16 protein-coding genes are annotated in these 15,646 nt (G+C 43.7%); 4 read left to right on the top strand and 12 right to left on the bottom strand.

Annotated features, from left to right (window positions below; translation table 11 throughout):
* Window positions 1-8: 8 nt before the first annotated feature.
* The 3 genes from J1N51_RS10945 (at window position 9) to J1N51_RS10935 (ending at window position 2,336) form a co-directional block, all read left to right on the top strand.
* A complete protein-coding gene (locus J1N51_RS10945; protein WP_208831297.1) occupies window positions 9-1,451 on the top strand; it encodes a hypothetical protein in 1,443 nt (480 codons plus the stop codon).
* A 141-nt stretch (window positions 1,452-1,592) separates the two neighbouring features.
* Window positions 1,593-2,069 (top strand): hypothetical protein, encoded by a 477-nt coding sequence (locus J1N51_RS10940; protein WP_208831295.1) that lies wholly within the window; start codon window positions 1,593-1,595, stop codon window positions 2,067-2,069.
* Window positions 2,070-2,165: 96 nt separating this feature from the next.
* Window positions 2,166-2,336, top strand: coding sequence for a hypothetical protein (locus J1N51_RS10935; protein WP_208831293.1), 171 nt, complete (start codon window positions 2,166-2,168; stop codon window positions 2,334-2,336).
* Window positions 2,337-2,409: 73 nt separating this feature from the next.
* Here J1N51_RS10935 and J1N51_RS10930 read toward each other — a convergent pair whose 3' ends face one another.
* The 6 genes from J1N51_RS10930 to cutA form a co-directional block, all read right to left on the bottom strand.
* Window positions 2,410-2,718 carry a hypothetical protein gene (locus tag J1N51_RS10930; RefSeq protein ID WP_208831291.1) on the bottom strand — a complete coding sequence of 103 codons (309 nt, stop codon included), beginning with the start codon at window positions 2,716-2,718 and terminating at the stop codon, window positions 2,410-2,412.
* Window positions 2,719-2,935: 217 nt separating this feature from the next.
* Entirely contained in the window at window positions 2,936-4,279 is a 1,344-nt protein-coding gene (gene accC / locus J1N51_RS10925) for an acetyl-CoA carboxylase biotin carboxylase subunit (RefSeq protein ID WP_208831289.1), read from the bottom strand.
* 12 nt (window positions 4,280-4,291) lie between these two features.
* Window positions 4,292-4,750 carry an acetyl-CoA carboxylase biotin carboxyl carrier protein gene (gene accB, locus J1N51_RS10920; protein ID WP_208831287.1) on the bottom strand — a complete coding sequence of 153 codons (459 nt, stop codon included), beginning with the start codon at window positions 4,748-4,750 and terminating at the stop codon, window positions 4,292-4,294.
* A gap of 42 nt (window positions 4,751-4,792) precedes the next feature.
* Window positions 4,793-5,245 (bottom strand): type II 3-dehydroquinate dehydratase, encoded by a 453-nt coding sequence (gene aroQ, locus J1N51_RS10915; protein ID WP_208833407.1) that lies wholly within the window; start codon window positions 5,243-5,245, stop codon window positions 4,793-4,795.
* Window positions 5,246-5,519: 274 nt separating this feature from the next.
* The gene (locus tag J1N51_RS10910) at window positions 5,520-7,352 is read right to left on the bottom strand and encodes a protein-disulfide reductase DsbD (protein ID WP_232842790.1); all 1,833 of its coding nucleotides are present in this window, start codon (window positions 7,350-7,352) and stop codon (window positions 5,520-5,522) included.
* Between the two features lie 13 nt (window positions 7,353-7,365).
* Complete coding sequence (gene cutA, locus J1N51_RS10905) at window positions 7,366-7,710, bottom strand: divalent-cation tolerance protein CutA (RefSeq protein WP_208831285.1); 345 nt, start codon at window positions 7,708-7,710, stop codon at window positions 7,366-7,368.
* Between the two features lie 154 nt (window positions 7,711-7,864).
* Here cutA and J1N51_RS10900 point away from each other — a divergent pair, with 154 nt between their 5' ends.
* Entirely contained in the window at window positions 7,865-8,416 is a 552-nt protein-coding gene (locus J1N51_RS10900; protein ID WP_208831283.1) for an FxsA family protein, read from the top strand.
* 13 nt (window positions 8,417-8,429) lie between these two features.
* On the opposite strand, the gene argA is transcribed toward J1N51_RS10900, so the two are convergent.
* The 6 genes from argA to argC all read right to left on the bottom strand — a co-directional run bounded on the left by argA (window position 8,430) and on the right by argC (window position 15,623).
* A complete protein-coding gene (gene argA / locus J1N51_RS10895) occupies window positions 8,430-9,860 on the bottom strand; it encodes an amino-acid N-acetyltransferase (protein ID WP_208831281.1) in 1,431 nt (476 codons plus the stop codon).
* 2 nt (window positions 9,861-9,862) lie between these two features.
* The gene (argH, locus tag J1N51_RS10890; protein WP_208831279.1) at window positions 9,863-11,254 is read right to left on the bottom strand and encodes an argininosuccinate lyase; all 1,392 of its coding nucleotides are present in this window, start codon (window positions 11,252-11,254) and stop codon (window positions 9,863-9,865) included.
* The gene (locus J1N51_RS10885) at window positions 11,254-12,501 is read right to left on the bottom strand and encodes an argininosuccinate synthase (RefSeq protein WP_208831277.1); all 1,248 of its coding nucleotides are present in this window, start codon (window positions 12,499-12,501) and stop codon (window positions 11,254-11,256) included. Before J1N51_RS10885 ends, argH begins: the two co-directional genes overlap by 1 nt.
* Before the next feature lie 42 nt (window positions 12,502-12,543).
* On the bottom strand, window positions 12,544-13,623 hold the full coding sequence (locus tag J1N51_RS10880; protein ID WP_208833405.1) for an ornithine carbamoyltransferase: 1,080 nt from the start codon (window positions 13,621-13,623) through the stop codon (window positions 12,544-12,546).
* 141 nt (window positions 13,624-13,764) lie between these two features.
* Entirely contained in the window at window positions 13,765-14,562 is a 798-nt protein-coding gene (gene argB, locus J1N51_RS10875) for an acetylglutamate kinase (protein WP_208831276.1), read from the bottom strand.
* Window positions 14,559-15,623 (bottom strand): N-acetyl-gamma-glutamyl-phosphate reductase, encoded by a 1,065-nt coding sequence (gene argC / locus J1N51_RS10870; RefSeq protein WP_208831274.1) that lies wholly within the window; start codon window positions 15,621-15,623, stop codon window positions 14,559-14,561. The genes argB and argC overlap by 4 nt, the downstream gene beginning before the upstream one ends.
* Between the last annotated feature and the right edge of the window lie 23 nt (window positions 15,624-15,646).

Raw genomic sequence — 15,646 nt, 5'->3', positions numbered from 1 at the left:
AGCCAGCAATGAATTCACTTCCATCATCACAACCTGGTCGCATCGCACTCAACGATTTATCAATGCCTTTTGGCGAGTTACAAAACAACAAGCTAGACGCTAAAAACGGCAAAACCAAAACTACCGCGACACCATTGCGCAAAACTAAATTGTCTCTCATTGACGCTACTTGTAACGCCATTATTTCGCATGCCTTTAATCAGGTATTACCTATTGGCACAGTTGAGGTCAAGTCGGTTCAGCATCTATCCTCACCATTAACTGTCGGTGAATCTAAAACAACGGCCCCTAACGAGCACGCTATTAGCATAACGAATACCGTTATATCACCAGCCAAATTCATCAATTCTATTTCATATGGTGATCTCTCGCCGGCAGACCAACGACTAGAAACGTTCAGAATTAGAGAAGCATACCGAGAATTGAATAATGCATTTAAATCGGAGCATAGCTTCAGTCAGTTCATAACTCGCAGTCTAGATAATTGCGCTCGACAATGCAGTTACTGTTATGTTCATGGTATTAGTTTGGGCTCGATATCACCAGAGAGCTTAACGATTGACGGGCAATGGGCAAGATTAATTGAAGCTGGTGTCGATATCTCTCGAACTAGCTCTACACCTGATACACTACATCAAGAACACAATGAAATCGCATCGGTGTTTATAAAGTGGGCCTGTTATTACAATTCTTTTAATAAGACGAATATTGACACTCAGTGCCTGTTGCAGTTTTTCAATGACAAATACAATCAATACCTGGAACGCTATGTCTTTGAGTTCATAGGTTTAGATAGTGAAATTACAAACTTTGCTACCTTACCTGCAGAAAGAAACTTTTTACTCAAGCTACTACATGCAACGGTTCAAAAACTATCTTCACCTGTTTACTCCAATGAACAAAGAGTTCACTTGCTAGTCAATGAGCTAATGTCTTTCATGGAATCGAATCGTTCGATGAATAACACCCGCCAAACAAGACTGATGAAAACAGTAAGTGAATTTGTTCGCTCCCCACACACTACTAACTCGCAGCGAATTATATGTACTATTAAAGCCGGGCGTCGTTTTATTTTTTCAGAAGCGTTGGCCAATCAGAGTATTCGCGACACCGTCAGTGCGGTTATCGAGCACAAAGGAGTGAATAATCTAGAATCACTTGCAGAAAAATACAGAGAGTTAACCTCTTGGTTATTTAATAAGTTAGATAGCTCAGTTCACACAACCATTTTCATTAACAATCACATCCGTTGTTATTTTGTACCCGTTACCGAATCTTATGTTTTCGAGAGCTTTGATGATGGAGTACGTTTTTCTTTTTTACAGCTAGATGAATTATCAAATTATATAAAAAGTCAAAATAAGCTGGCATTTCACCTACCTGGTTTTCATGGGTATAAAGGATTAATGACACTGCTTGAACTGCTCAAAAAAGTCGATTCAAAAAAGTAAGTGAGTGGCTAGTTTGCACAGACTTTGAACGGAACGAACAAACTAGCCAATTAACCACAGCAAAAGCGCTGCACTTAACTAACCACCTAAGCGGTTAAAGAACAGTATACACAATACTCATTAGTACTAAGGATCAGTTTTATGGAAAAGCAGATAAGTAAAAATGTAGTTCGGAAAAACACTTGGCAAGTTACGTTTTGTTGGGGCATCGCCGTCGCCTTTGTAAGCCTGGTTTTGAGTCATTCCCCAAAAAGCTCTTGGGTTGGTTATGACAGCGAGTATTTGATCAATAACGCATATAGCACGCTTTATATCTTCATCTATGTCGTAGCCATTTTACCTCTAGTGCAAGAGTGGATATTACGTGCTGTCCTTGTCGACATATTCGAAGTAATGAGCCTTCCCGTGTGGATTGCAGCATTAGCTTCAGCATATTTGTCCATGACCTATTTACCACTGCGGTTGTTAGACCCTATGGCTCATTTTGTCTTATCAATTTATTTGTTTCATATCTACTTTAAACATCGCAGTTTAAAGCTAAGTATGCTCAACGCCGGATTTGTGCACTTATGTATCTTTGTTGTTATGTATGTGACAAACCAACTGCCTAATCAATAGATCAGGCACCCAACCTAGCAGACTTGAACGGAACGCTAGAAAAACCGATTGCATAGCAATCACTTAACTAACAGGCTATAGCCTAAGGAAACTATTATGAAAGTATTAAATACTAAACAAACTCAGCATGTTGCAGGTGGTCTATTCGTGTACCCTATTATGTGGTTTTTAGAAGAACTAGTGATTGCTGGTTTGAAAGACCTATTTCGTGGAGACTTGGAAGATTTAGGTCGAATTGAAAACCGTCCAGTAGGTACTCGTCCATAACCTTCACCTAGTTATCTAGTGTTAAAACAAGTAGAAGTATGCAGTTACTTGTTTTCTTTCAATGCATTCCTCTTCACAAAAGCTTTGCAATTTTTGCATATATCTCAGCCGCCTTTGCTGGCGTTAAATTACCTTTTATATTGATTTCACCTGTGGTGACAGACACTCGGATCTGCTCTTTCGGAATATCAGGGTTGGGTTGTTCGATGACTTGTTGTTGCTGTTGGCTAGGTTCGCGCGAACGGTTAATCGCTGAAGCGGTAGGTGTTTTTGTTTCACGATCAATAACCTGAGCCGCGTCTGGTCTGGTAGACGTCGCTTTGCTCACTCTAGTCTGCTCAACACCAGCAGTCACGGGCACAGGTGTGCCGATTAAAGTCATGGTAGTTACTCCGCGTAATCGTCAATAAAATCTATACGCAAATCTCTTATAGTATAGTTCAAAAAACACTCAGATGCGGAAGCCTCAAAGCTAAATTAACTACCCTCTCAAAAACAAAAAACCGGCCACGTAATAAATCGTGTCCGGCTTTTAAATGTGATTTTTTAAATGTTGTCCAATTTAACGACTGTTCGATTGGACCTACTGTTTATGAGGGTTAGTTCATACCCAGTTTTTTCTCAAGATAGTGGATGTTAGTTCCACCATTTTGGAAATGCTCATCGTCCATAATTAGTTGCTGCAACGGCACATTTGTTTTGATGCCTTCAATAAGCAACTCGTTTAATGCGTGCTCCATACGCTTAATCGCGATACCGCGGTTTTCACCGTAAGTGATCAGCTTACCAATCATCGAATCATAGTTAGGTGGTACTTTATAATCAGTGTAGATATGAGAGTCCCAACGAACACCCAAACCACCCGGCGAATGAAAACGCTTAATCTGACCCGCACAAGGAATAAACGTCTGCGGGTCTTCCGCGTTAATTCGACACTCAACAGCATGACCGCGAATTTGAATATCTTCTTGCGTTAGAGACAATGGCTGACCTGCAGCAATACGTAATTGCTCTTTGATCAAATCTACGCCTGTCACCATTTCTGTTACTGGGTGTTCAACCTGAATACGAGTGTTCATCTCGATGAAATAAAACTCGCCGTTTTCGTATAAAAACTCAAACGTACCTGCACCGCGATAACCAATTTCGATACAAGCTCGAACACAGCGATCACCAATGTATTTACGTAACTCTGGTGTAATACCTGGCGCTGGCGCTTCTTCTACTACTTTTTGGTGACGACGCTGCATTGAACAGTCACGTTCACCAAGGTGAATTGCATTGCCCTGGCCATCGGCCAAAACTTGTACTTCGATATGGCGTGGATTCTCTAAGAACTTTTCCATGTAAACCATATCGTTGTTAAACGCGGCGCCGGCTTCCGCTTTGGTCATCTGGATCGAGTCAATAAGATCTTCTTCGCGACGTACCACGCGCATACCACGGCCACCACCGCCACCAGCCGCTTTCACGATCAGTGGGTAACCAATACGACGAGCAATCGATTTGTTGGTGTCAGCATCGTCACCTAGCTCACCATCAGAACCAGGAACACAAGGAACACCGGCTTTTTTCATTGCTTCGATAGCGGACACTTTGTCACCCATCAAGCGAATTGTATCGCCTCTTGGACCGATGAAGATCAGGCCGCTTTGTTCTACTTGGTCTGCAAAGTCAGCGTTTTCTGCCAAAAATCCATAACCTGGGTGAATCGCTACGGCGTCAGTAACTTCTGCAGCTGCAATGATTCGAGGAATATTAAGATAACTGTCCATTGCCGACGCTTTACCAATACAAATGGTTTCGTCTGCAAGTAACACGTGTTTTAAGTTTCTATCCGCAGTGGAGTGAACCGCTACCGTCTTGATGCCTAACTCTTTACAAGCGCGCAAAATACGTAAAGCGATTTCACCGCGGTTGGCGATGACTACTTTATCAATCATAACAATCCCCTATTATTCAATGATGAATAACGGTTGTTCAAATTCGACTGCTTCTTCGTTGTCTACTAGGATTGCTTTAACCACACCCGCTTTGTCTGACTCGATTTGGTTCATCATTTTCATTGCTTCAACAATACACAATACATCGCCAACTTTAACGGTTTGACCCACTTCAACAAACGGAGGGTTTGAAGGCGAAGATGCACGGTAGAAAGTACCAACCATTGGTGAAACAACTTGGTGACCTGAAGGCTGTGCCGAGTCTGCTGGCGCTTCTGTTGCTGCGGCAGGTGCAGCTGCTGGTACTGGTGCCGCTGGTGCTGGTTGAGGTGCGGCATACTGTACAGGCGCTGGCGCTGCTACTGGCGCACCAGAAATACGAATTGACTCATCACCTTGAGTGATCTCGATTTCACCGACACCTGACTCTTTCACCATGTCGATCAATGTTCTAATTTTACGAATGTCCATGTTTATCACCTATTAATCTTTGAATGTGTTTATTCAATCACTTTATTGTTTGTTCGCGATTGCGGTCATTGCCTGTTCAAGTGCGTAGCGATATCCGCTTGCACCTAATCCACAAATGACCCCAACTGCTATGTCTGATAAGTAGGAGTGATGCCTAAACGTCTCTCGAGCATGTACATTAGACAAATGCACTTCGATAAACGGGATTGCTACTCCTAACAAAGCATCGCGTAAAGCGATGCTCGTATGAGTAAAAGCGGCTGGGTTAATGACAATAAAGTCCACCTTGTCTTGTGCAGCATGAATCGCGTCAATCAATTCACCTTCGTGATTTGATTGAAAGTGCTGTACGCTGACATTTTGCGCGCTGGCAGTGGATGTTAAATCGGCCACTATTTGATCAAGCGTTAATGAGCCATAAACCTCTGGTTCACGTCGCCCTAACAAATTCAAGTTAGGTCCATTTAACACTAAAACAGTACCAATTGCTGACATCTTGTCGCCTTCTTTACTCATCTCTTATACTTTCCGAAAAACAGGTGATTTATAGATAGTTTTGTATATAAAACACCATCTTTTCGAAGATTAAAAGCCATTATAGAGAAATAAACACAATTAACAGCAAAATACTGGTCTAATGACCGAAGTTAGCAAGAGGCAATGCTCATTTTTGAAGGGCGTTAAGACAAAAAAGCGCTATCCATGGATAGCGCTTTATAGTGCAGAAGTACCGTTAAGGCACGATTAAGCTACGTGTAACCTAATTAACTTAATCAATACTATTTAAGTGATTTAAAAAGCGTTCGGCGTTCATAAAGCCAGTGACTCTCTGATTGGTCAGTTCAGCGCCGTTTTTGTCAAAGTACAAAATAGTAGGTAATCCCAAAACGTTAAACTCGCTGTAAATCTCGCGGTCGTCTTCGTCGTTTTCGGTCATGTCCATTTTTAACAGTACAAAATCACGCATGCGCTCTTGTACTTTGCCATCGCTAAACGTAAAGGCTTCAAACTCTTTACAAGCAAGACACCAATCAGCGTACAGGTCAAACATCACTGGTTTACCTGCTTGGCTCGCCGCAGCGACTTCTTGACGAAGCTCAGCTAAGTTTTCAATCACTTTAAACTCGGTGCCTTTTGATGCTTGAACCTGTGTTGCTACGCCTACATTGGGTAATAATGGGCGAGCAACTAACAAAAAGCCCAGTGCCAAGCTAACAAACGACGCTACCCAAAAGCTACTTTTAACGCCTGGGGAAGTTTGAGATAAGTATTGAGAATGTAAAAACACCGCAAACGCCAGTAACCAAACACCTGCCAACATGAACAGTGTTGATGACTCGATAATGCGCTCTAATAAGATCAATGGAATGGCCAACAAGATAAAGCCAAATAGGTTTTTGACCACATTCATCCAGTTGCCCGCTTTTGGTAACAATTTACCACCTGAAGCGCCAATCAATAGAAGAGGTAAACCCATACCTAAGCTCAATACATAAAGCGTCACAAAGCCAATCACTAAATCACCGGTTTGAGCAACGTACAATAACGCCCCCGTTAACGGTGCTGTCGTACAAGGTGATGCAATTAATCCACTTATAAGGCCCATTACAAAAACGCCAACTAAGTTTCCGGATTTTTGTTTGTTACTGACTTCGGTTAGCTTATTGGTCCAAGATTGTGGAAGTTGTAGGTTGTACCAACCAAACATGGCACCGGCTAGTAAGACAAAGATCACAGCTACGGAAATTAATACAGCAGGATGTTGCATCGCCGCCTGGAACTGCACGCCCATACTGGCAACGATTAAGCCCATGATGGAGTAAGTAATAGCCATACCTTGGACATAAATAAAGGCCAGCCAAAGACCCTTTTTAACCGTCATATTGCTTTGTCCGGCAATAATGCTCGATAAAATTGGGAACATAGGGAAGACACACGGGGTTAACGCAAGCCCAATACCTAAGCCAAAGAAGATCACCAGGGTCCAGATTATGCTTTCGTTGGCTAATTTATTGGCAAGGTCATTTTGTTGAGATTGCGGTTGATTTGGATTCGTAACCGATTCTTCACTCGTTACACCTTTATTCGCAGTATTTGAATCCGTAACTAGGTCTATCGGAATACGTTTGACCGTCGGGTTGTAACAAAAACCAGCCTCGGCACAACCTTGATATCTTATGTTTAAAAAGGCACTTTGTTCGACGTTTTCGACCGTTACCGTCAATTGAGATTCAAAGAAATAGACCTCGGTTACGCCAAAAAATTCATCTTCGATTTGAGTAGCATCCGGCTGCTCCACATTAACAACAGTCAGATTTTCACCCTGAAACTGAAACTTATCTGCATAAAGGTAGTACCCATCAGCAATAGTGAAATCCAGCTCAATCTTGTCGCCTTTTTGCTTATAACCAAAGATGAAGGCCTCATCGACTGGAAGGTAAGTCTGTTGAGATGAAAATATATCCGCCAGTGGATCGCTTTTGCTTGTTGCCTGCGCAGTCATCGCTTGGCTCGTCGGAGCAAGCATAATCGCAAACATAAATACCCAGGCAAATGTGAACCATGTTGTCCACGCTGAGCGGTTTTGACCTTCTAATCGCATTAAATACTACCTTTTAGTCTTTCAATTCAGTTTTTACATTAAGATTGGTTTCGTTATGAAGCCATTCTAAGTAAGCTTTGCTGCCCGACTCAATGTCAACAACCAGAAATTCTGGCACGTCATAAGGGTGAGCTGATGTTATAAGAGACTCGACCGCGGCGATATTTCTTTCAACGGTTTTAATAATTAATTGAACCTCTTGATCTTGTTCTATTTTTCCTTGCCATCGATACAAGGACACCATTTGCGGAATTAAGTTCACGCAAGCGACAAGGTTTGCCTCGAGAAGTTTTTCAGCGATGTCATGTGCCACTGCAATATCTGGACATGTAGTTAATACAATTTTGCCTTCTTTCAACGTTTACTCTCTTTTTCCGACAATAAATTTAAATATAAAATCAACCTGATACTCCATCATAGCGCAAGCTGATTAGGACGTTAACCAAAGGTCTACTTGAAAGTTCTGATATTATCCCATACTTAGTATGTATTGATTTTGGTTTAGGAACATTATGCCTTTATTTTTCTTTTTCATTATTATTCCACTTGTCGAGCTTATGATCTTGTTAGAGGTGGGCAGTATTATTGGTAGTGGATGGACGTTTTTGATCATCATAGCCACCGCCATCGTCGGTACAAAGTTAGTCAAACAGCAAGGAACAACGACGTGGAGTAAAATCCAGTCAGAATTGAACCAAGGTAGTGTTCCGGCAAAAGCGATGTTTGATGGCGTGTGTATTCTTATTTCGGGCGTGTTACTTATCACCCCTGGCTTTATGACAGACATATTAGGTATGTTATTACTTACTCCGCCATTTAGAGCATCGGTGTACAAGCAGTTTGGCAGCCGTATTCAAGTGCGCGGGGCGTCACACATGAACGGTGGTTTTGGCGCTGGCTTCGGCGGCGGTTTTAATAGTGGCTTTGGTGGTAGCTATAACAGTCACAATCAGGGCAACACCTATGATCATGAGCCACAGCCAACACAGAAAGATGAAGAAAAGCCTAAGGTACTCGAGGGAGAATTTATCGAGGCCGAACACAAACGTACCGATCGCGATTAAACAAAAGGACTTTTTATAAGTCCTTTTTTAATACCTTAGAATTGCGTTGAAAATTGTAAAGCTGCTGCTTTTGTTGTGGTAGCTCATCAACGTTTGATTCGACAAACCCATGCTCTCTAAACCAGTGTTCGCTTACTGTGGTCAAAACAAACAACGAGTTAATCTGCTGTTCTTTGGCTTTTCTTTCAATAGAAGAAAGTAAACGCTCACCTAATCCCTCTTTGCGATAGTCAGGGTGAGTGACAACACACGCTAGTTCGGCACTTCGGTTATCTTCAATATAACTCGTATCAAAGGGTAACAAAGCGGCACAGGCAATGATCACACCCTCTTTTTTGATTAAAGAGAATGTTTCGATTTCGGTTTCGAGCCGTTTGCGAGAACGACGCACCAACACACCACTCTGCTCAAGAGGCTGAATGAGTTCTAAGATGCCACCAACATCATCGATACTAGCCTGTACAAACTGCTCATCGTGTTGTTTCGCGATGAGCGTCCCTGAACCATCGCGTGTAAATAATTCTTGTAATAATGCTGTTTCTTGTTGATAGGACACACAATGGCATCGAGGAACGCCTTGCTCTGATGCCTGAACAATCGCACGGTACAAAAGCTCCGTTGATTCATCGTGCTGGTCGTTGTTTTGGTTACGCTCAAAGTCATGCAACAGTTGGCGAAGATCGAAGCTACTGCAACTTTTGATTAGGTTGCCCTGTGTATCCATGACCCCTTGTTGCTCAGAAAAACCAATCAGTTTATCTGCACCAAGTGATACTGCAGTTTGTACAGCGATATCCTCTAAGGCGATGTTAAATACTTCTCCAGTTGTTGAATAACCAACTGGTGATAACAAGACGATATTTCCCGCAGCCAAAGAGGCATTAATTCCCTCAGCGTCAATCCGCCGAACGATACCTGTGTGTTGAAAGTCAACGCCATTGACCACGCCCATAGGTTTGGCTATGACATAATTACCCGATTGAACCCGTAGGCGAGCCCCGTGCATCGGTGAATTGATTAGACCGGTTGTCAACATGGCTTCAATTTGAATACGCAACGCCCCACAGGCGGCAGTTACTTCTTTTAACGCCGCTTTATCAGTTACTCTCAAGCCTCGGCTAATTGTGCTGTTAAAGCCTACATCGTTGATACGACTAGCGATTTGAGGACGCGCACCATGAACAATAACCAACCGGATACCTAAACTACTCAGCAGAGCAATATCATGGACAATGTTTATAAAATTGTCATGGTCTACGGCTTCGCCGCCAAACATGAGAACCATGGTTTTGCCTTGGTGACTGTTGATATAAGGCGCAGCATTTCGAAACCACCTAACGTAATCCTCAGGCGCATGTGTTGACAACTGTTTGGACAATTGTGAGTCCGGACTCACTTGGTTTACAGGGGTCTGTTCCAGTACTTGTCTAACTGAGTAAGTCATGGCTAGTCGCCTTTTTTACTGGGCAGATGTGATTGCCACTTTGCGGCAACCGCCTGTTTAACTTGAGCTGGAGCGGCACCGCCTAAATTATTGCGAATATTAAGTGACGCTTCTAACGATAAACTCTGATAAACATCGTCCTCGATAGCTGGATGTAACGCCTTAAACTCATTCAAAGACAACGACTCTAACGGTAAGCTGTGTTCAATCGCCTGTAAGACCGCTTGGCCAACAATATGATGCGCCTCTCTAAAGGGAACGCCTTTGGCGACCAGATAATCAGCCAGTTCAGTTGCATTGCTGTAACCTTGTTGCGCAGCGAGTTTGGTTTTCGACGCATGCACTTTTATGCCTTCTATAACCAAGGTCGTCATATCCAAACATGCAATCCAAGTGTCCATCGCATCAAAGATAGCCTCTTTATCTTCTTGCATATCTTTGTTGTAAGCCAGAGGCAGACCTTTCATCATGGTGAGCAGTGTTGTCAATGCGCCAAACACGCGAGCCGATTTGCCTCTGATGAGTTCGCAAGCGTCTGGGTTTTTCTTTTGCGGCATCAAAGAAGAGCCCGAGGTTACAGTGTCACTCATTTCAATAAACCCAGCTTCACCCGAGTTATAAAAAATGAGGTCCTCTGCCATTCTCGATAAATGAGCCATACCAATGCTAGCTGCCGAAGCCATCTCAATAACGTGGTCACGGTCAGATACGGCATCCAAGCTATTAAGCGCAGGACTGTCAAATCCCAATGATTGGGCAAGCGCTGTCCGATCCATTAGGTAGGCCGTTCCCGCTAATGCCCCGCAACCCAACGGACAAGTATTCAACCGTTTTTGGCAATCTTTAAGGCGACTGGCGTCACGTTCGAGCATTTCGACATAAGCCATACACCAATGCCCAAATGTAACAGGCTGGGCTCGTTGTAAATGGGTATAACCTGGTAATACTGTTGCGTATTCGCGTTCTGCAACGACCAAAAGTGCTTGAATAGCAATCTCTATCGAGCTGAGTATGTGCTCGATGGTCTGCTTGCACCAAAGCTTTAAATCCGTCGCAACTTGGTCATTCCGACTACGTCCTGTGTGTAGCTTTTTGCCCAAGTCACCCACCGCCTCAATCAATTTCATCTCTACCCAACTGTGAATGTCCTCGGCATCAGACTGCAACAACGCACTCGGATCCTGATTCACTTTACTAGACAGTTGAGTCAGGGCATCAGCTATTGTCTGTTGCTCAGTTTGGGTGAGTACTCCTACTGTTTGTAAGGCCACAGACCAAGCGATTGACCCTTCGATGTCTTGCTGAGCAAGCCGATAATCGATGGGTAATGAATTATTAAATGCGTTAAATTGTTCACTGGCGGCACCTTGGAACCGCCCTCCCCATAATGCCATCAGCTTGCCTCCGCCTCGGATTGAGTTGCTTTGAGTTGCATCGCTTCGATACGACTGGACAACGTAAAGAGTCTGATAAAACCCTCTGCGTGTTTTTGATCATAAACGTCATCGGCACCAAAGGTTGCGAAGTCCTCAGAATACAAACTATTTGGTGAACGACGCTGAGCAACCGTAGCAACGCCTTTATACAGTTTTATGACAATATCGCCGGTTAGCTTTTCAGCCAATGAAGCAGCTGCGCTAAGCTGTGCTTTAGCAAGAGAGGTAAACCAACGTCCGTCATAAATCACGTGCGAAAACTCAAGACCTACATACTCTCTAAATTTAAGTGCCTCTTTGTCTAATATAAGCGCTTCAAGTCCCTTATAAGCAGCCATTAATACAGTTCCACCCGGGGTTTCATAACAGCCTCTTGATTTCATGCCGACTAAGCGATTTTCGACAATATCAATTCGACCAACACCATGTGCTGCGGCTTTGTTATTTAAATACACCAATGCTTGATACGGAGAGAGAGCTTGACCGTCAACGTGAGTCAGCTCACCTTTTTCAAAACTCAAAGAGATGGTTTCTGGTGCATCGGGAGCTTGCTCGGGTGAGACTGTCATGGTCCAAACTTGCTCAGAAGGCGGGTTCCAAGGATCTTCTAACTCGCCTCCCTCATGAGAAATATGCCAAGCGTTAGCGTCCCGACTGTAGATTTTGGTCAATGAAGCAGAACAAGGAATGTTGCGTTGGTCTAAATAATTTAACAGATCTTCACGAGACACCATGTCCCACTCACGCCAGGGTGCAATGACCGCCAAATTTGGCGCTAAGGCAGCAAAACAGGCCTCAAAACGTACCTGATCATTACCTTTGCCCGTACAACCATGACACAGTGCATCGGCGCCTACTTGCTTGGCAACTTCAACCATGGCTTTTGCAATAACCGGTCGCGCCATGGATGTGCCTAATAAATATTGCCCTTCGTAGACTGCGCCTGTTTTTAAAATCGGAAAAATATAATCTTTAACAAATTCTTCTTTTAAATCAGCGACAATACAGTCGCTTGCACCAGAGGCGATAGCTTTGTCTTTTATTCCGATCAGCTCTTCATCGCCTTGACCAACATCGGCACAAAATGCAACAACTTCACAATTGTCGTAGGTTTCTTTAAGCCATGGAATGATGGCAGAGGTATCTAAGCCACCCGAGTAGGCGAGTAATACTTTTTTAAAACTGGTTTTTGATGATAACGCCACGATTAAATCCTTAATAAAATTCTAAATAAATTCTTATGGTTACTACACACTAAGCGGGGTGCTGGAACTCTTAGTCAGCATCGACAATGTCGGCTCCGAGGATGACGGTTCTGTCGCTGTTTGCTTTGTGTAGTTCTGGTCTGAATGGGTTTGGTTAAAAAGTGCTAGCTTGGGTGAAAATATCGAAACTAAAACGGCGCACTGTGCCCACAAACGATTTTCTGCCTGCTGAAAAACAATCGATTTATTCGCATCGTCAAATAACTCAGTGGTAATTTCTTGCTCCAAGTGAGCAGGTTGGCAGTGCATCACTTTGGTTGCACCAGATCTTTGCATGAGCTTATGGTTAACTTGATAAGGCGCAAATTTAGCCATCAAAGTTTTGTATGCGTTTGATTGCGTATCTAACTCGCCCCCCATTGAAATCCAGGTGTCGGTATAAATCACATCTTGTTGACCTTCTTGTCGATTTAGGTACGTCAGATCATGGCTAATCGTCAGTTTTCCCTTGCCATTGCCCGCATTGACTTCTTGATACAAAAACTCTGTTTGCTCGACAATGTGGGGTGCAGGTTCATGTCCTTCCGGGCAGATCAAGGTAAAGTCCATGCCCAGTGTTGCCGCTAGGGTCATTAAAGAATTAGATACGTTGTTGCTGTCACCTACATACGCTAAACGAACTTTCGACAAATCCGGGTAGTACTCCGATAGCGTGACAAAATCCGCCAGTCCCTGACAAGGGTGGTACCAATCACACAAGGCATTGACCACAGGCACTGAGCCTTCGTCAGCTAATTCCAATATGGCCTCGTGTTCAAACACACGTGCAACAATACCATCGACAAAACAAGATAAGTTTTTGGCATAATCTTTAGTCCGCTCGCGTTCGCCTAGCTTTCCGTTTTGTTGACCAAGGTTAATTGCGTGGCCACCGAGCTTTTTGATCCCGACCTCAAAGCTCACCATGGTGCGCAAGGATGGTTTTTCAAATAACATTGCAATGGTTTTGCCCGCCAATACTGAGCTGAACTTTTCGGGTTCTGCTTTGACCGTTTTGGCTAGGTCAATAAAACTGAGTAACTGGCTTTGAGTCAGTTGATGATCCGCGACAAAATGACGCATCTGATGAAGTGTTTGCATAATAAATTCACTTAAATTTGAGTCGCACTAGAGCTCAGCGACATCAAAGAAGACATCACTGGCTACAAAAATAATGTTGAATGAGCCGTTTAAGGTCTCCGTAAAGACAGCGGGCTCATACCTTTAGCCGTGTTGGCTTGGGATAATGCGGGTACCTATGGTTTGGCCAGATAACAAAGTTAAGATTTGCTCTGGCGATTCCCAACTGGCAACCGCGATGGTTCGTCGGAGTTGATTTGCAGCCTGAAACGCTGCGGTTATCTTTATGGTCATGCCACCAGAGATAACGCCGTTACTAATGAGTTGGAGTGCATCCGTTTCGGTTAGGCTTGATAAAAACTGACCATTACCATCCATTACACCGTTAACGTCGGTTAATAAAAGTAACTCACCGTCGAGTAACTTGCAGACTTCAACAGCGGCATCATCTGCGTTGAGGTTAACCAATTCACCGTTATCCAAACATCCAATGGAAGAGATGACGGGTAAAAAACCAGACGCCAACAACAACTTTAGTAAGGTTGAGTCTTGAGCTTCTGGTACGCCAACGTGACCAATATTTAATGGATTCAATTCACAGCGAGTCATCCCTCCATCAAACAGGGAAATGCCAACGGCATTTAATCCGGATTGATGGAATTGACTCACAACTGTTTTGTTAACGTGACCGGCCAGAGCACCGGTGATAATTGGCATATGTTCTTGAGGCGTAATACGTGCGCCATTTTGTTTTTCAGTCACAAACCCAGCTTGGTTGAGCATTTCATCGACCGTCACACCACCGCCGTGAACCAACACCACCGGTAAGCTAGGGTATTCGTGTTTTAAGGTTTTGAGTGTTTCTGCCAGCTTTAATAAAGCACCAGTGCGAGTCAGGATCGCACCTCCAATTTTAATGACGATAGGGCTTATGTTTGTCATGCTAGCGCCACTCCTTTTGGGTCTGTAACGGCCTGCCAGTTGTCAGTAATGAGGCTGAATTCACTTGGCAGCCCCAATGACAAGTTAAAACACTGAACGGCTTGAGAAGCCGCCCCTTTGAGCAAATTATCAATCGCGACACAGACAACCAGTGTTTTAGACAAATCGTCAAACTGCCAATGGAGATCCGCAAATGGCGTAAAGGTCACATCATCAATTTGTGGCCACTGTTTTTTTAATCTAACCAGTGGGGTCTTATCGTACGCATTGGCATACGCCTGAGTGACATCCTGTTCGCTAACGTGCGACTTTAATTGCAATGTCACGGTAGCGAGTAGCCCTCTTTTAAATGGCGCCAAATGAGGATTAAATACAACCGGTGCTCCAGCCTCTTGACTGATCTCAGGTTGATGTCTGTGTTGTAATATTTGGTAAGGCCTTAAGCTCACTTCATTGAAGCTCGTCGCTAGGTTTGCATTTCTTCCTGCCCCACTTACACCACTCGTACCGTTGACCACGATTAATCCGGATTGGTTTAGTTGGCAGTGAGCTAGCGGTTTTAAGGCCAATAGACTAGCGGTGGGGTAACACCCAGGTAGGGCAAAAAGGGTCTGTTCAGTAACATCTTCATGTAGCCATTCCGCTAGGCCATAACAAGCTTCTTTAAGTAACTTGGGATATTGATGCTCAAAACCATAATGATTAATGTATAAATCAGGGCTGTTCAAACGAAATGCGGCCGAGAGATCAAAAACCTTTACACCATGTACTAAAAACTCTCCCGCCCACGTCGCAGCAAACTCATGAGGTGTCGCTAAAAATACCGCGTCTAAATCCACTACCGCCGAGTCGAACCATTGACGCGAAAAAGATTGCAGGGGTACATCACATATCCCCTGCCACCGAGCATGCAACTCGGAGAAAGGTCTCGCGTCGGAATCACTGTGTTCGGATACGACAAGGTCGCGTAATGACACATAGGGGTGACGAGTCAAAAGACCCACCAGCTCAGCTCCTACATAACCACTTGCACCAATTATTGCTACCTTCGACACCGACATTTATATCAATCCACAAAAAACTG

Origin of the sequence: Psychrosphaera ytuae, assembly GCF_017638545.1 — a bacterium.
In the GTDB taxonomy this organism is placed as follows: Bacteria; Pseudomonadota; Gammaproteobacteria; order Enterobacterales; family Alteromonadaceae; genus Psychrosphaera; species Psychrosphaera ytuae.
Note: the sequence above shows the minus strand (reverse complement) of the source record. Positions and strands in the feature narration are given on the sequence as shown.

Coding starts and splice junctions, on each gene's coding strand:
- accC (WP_208831289.1), bottom strand. CDS start 4,279: ATGATTGATAAAGTAGTCATCGCCAACCGCGGTGAAATCGCTTTACGT.
- accB (WP_208831287.1), bottom strand. CDS start 4,750: ATGGACATTCGTAAAATTAGAACATTGATCGACATGGTGAAAGAGTCA.
- J1N51_RS10910 (WP_232842790.1), bottom strand. CDS start 7,352: ATGCGATTAGAAGGTCAAAACCGCTCAGCGTGGACAACATGGTTCACA.
- J1N51_RS10935 (WP_208831293.1), top strand. CDS start 2,166: ATGAAAGTATTAAATACTAAACAAACTCAGCATGTTGCAGGTGGTCTA.
- aroQ (WP_208833407.1), bottom strand. CDS start 5,245: ATGTCAGCAATTGGTACTGTTTTAGTGTTAAATGGACCTAACTTGAAT.
- J1N51_RS10940 (WP_208831295.1), top strand. CDS start 1,593: ATGGAAAAGCAGATAAGTAAAAATGTAGTTCGGAAAAACACTTGGCAA.
- J1N51_RS10945 (WP_208831297.1), top strand. CDS start 9: ATGAATTCACTTCCATCATCACAACCTGGTCGCATCGCACTCAACGAT.
- argC (WP_208831274.1), bottom strand. CDS start 15,623: ATGTCGGTGTCGAAGGTAGCAATAATTGGTGCAAGTGGTTATGTAGGA.
- J1N51_RS10930 (WP_208831291.1), bottom strand. CDS start 2,718: ATGACTTTAATCGGCACACCTGTGCCCGTGACTGCTGGTGTTGAGCAG.
- J1N51_RS10900 (WP_208831283.1), top strand. CDS start 7,865: ATGCCTTTATTTTTCTTTTTCATTATTATTCCACTTGTCGAGCTTATG.
- argA (WP_208831281.1), bottom strand. CDS start 9,860: ATGACTTACTCAGTTAGACAAGTACTGGAACAGACCCCTGTAAACCAA.
- argH (WP_208831279.1), bottom strand. CDS start 11,254: ATGGCATTATGGGGAGGGCGGTTCCAAGGTGCCGCCAGTGAACAATTT.
- argB (WP_208831276.1), bottom strand. CDS start 14,562: ATGACAAACATAAGCCCTATCGTCATTAAAATTGGAGGTGCGATCCTG.
- J1N51_RS10880 (WP_208833405.1), bottom strand. CDS start 13,623: ATGCGTCATTTTGTCGCGGATCATCAACTGACTCAAAGCCAGTTACTC.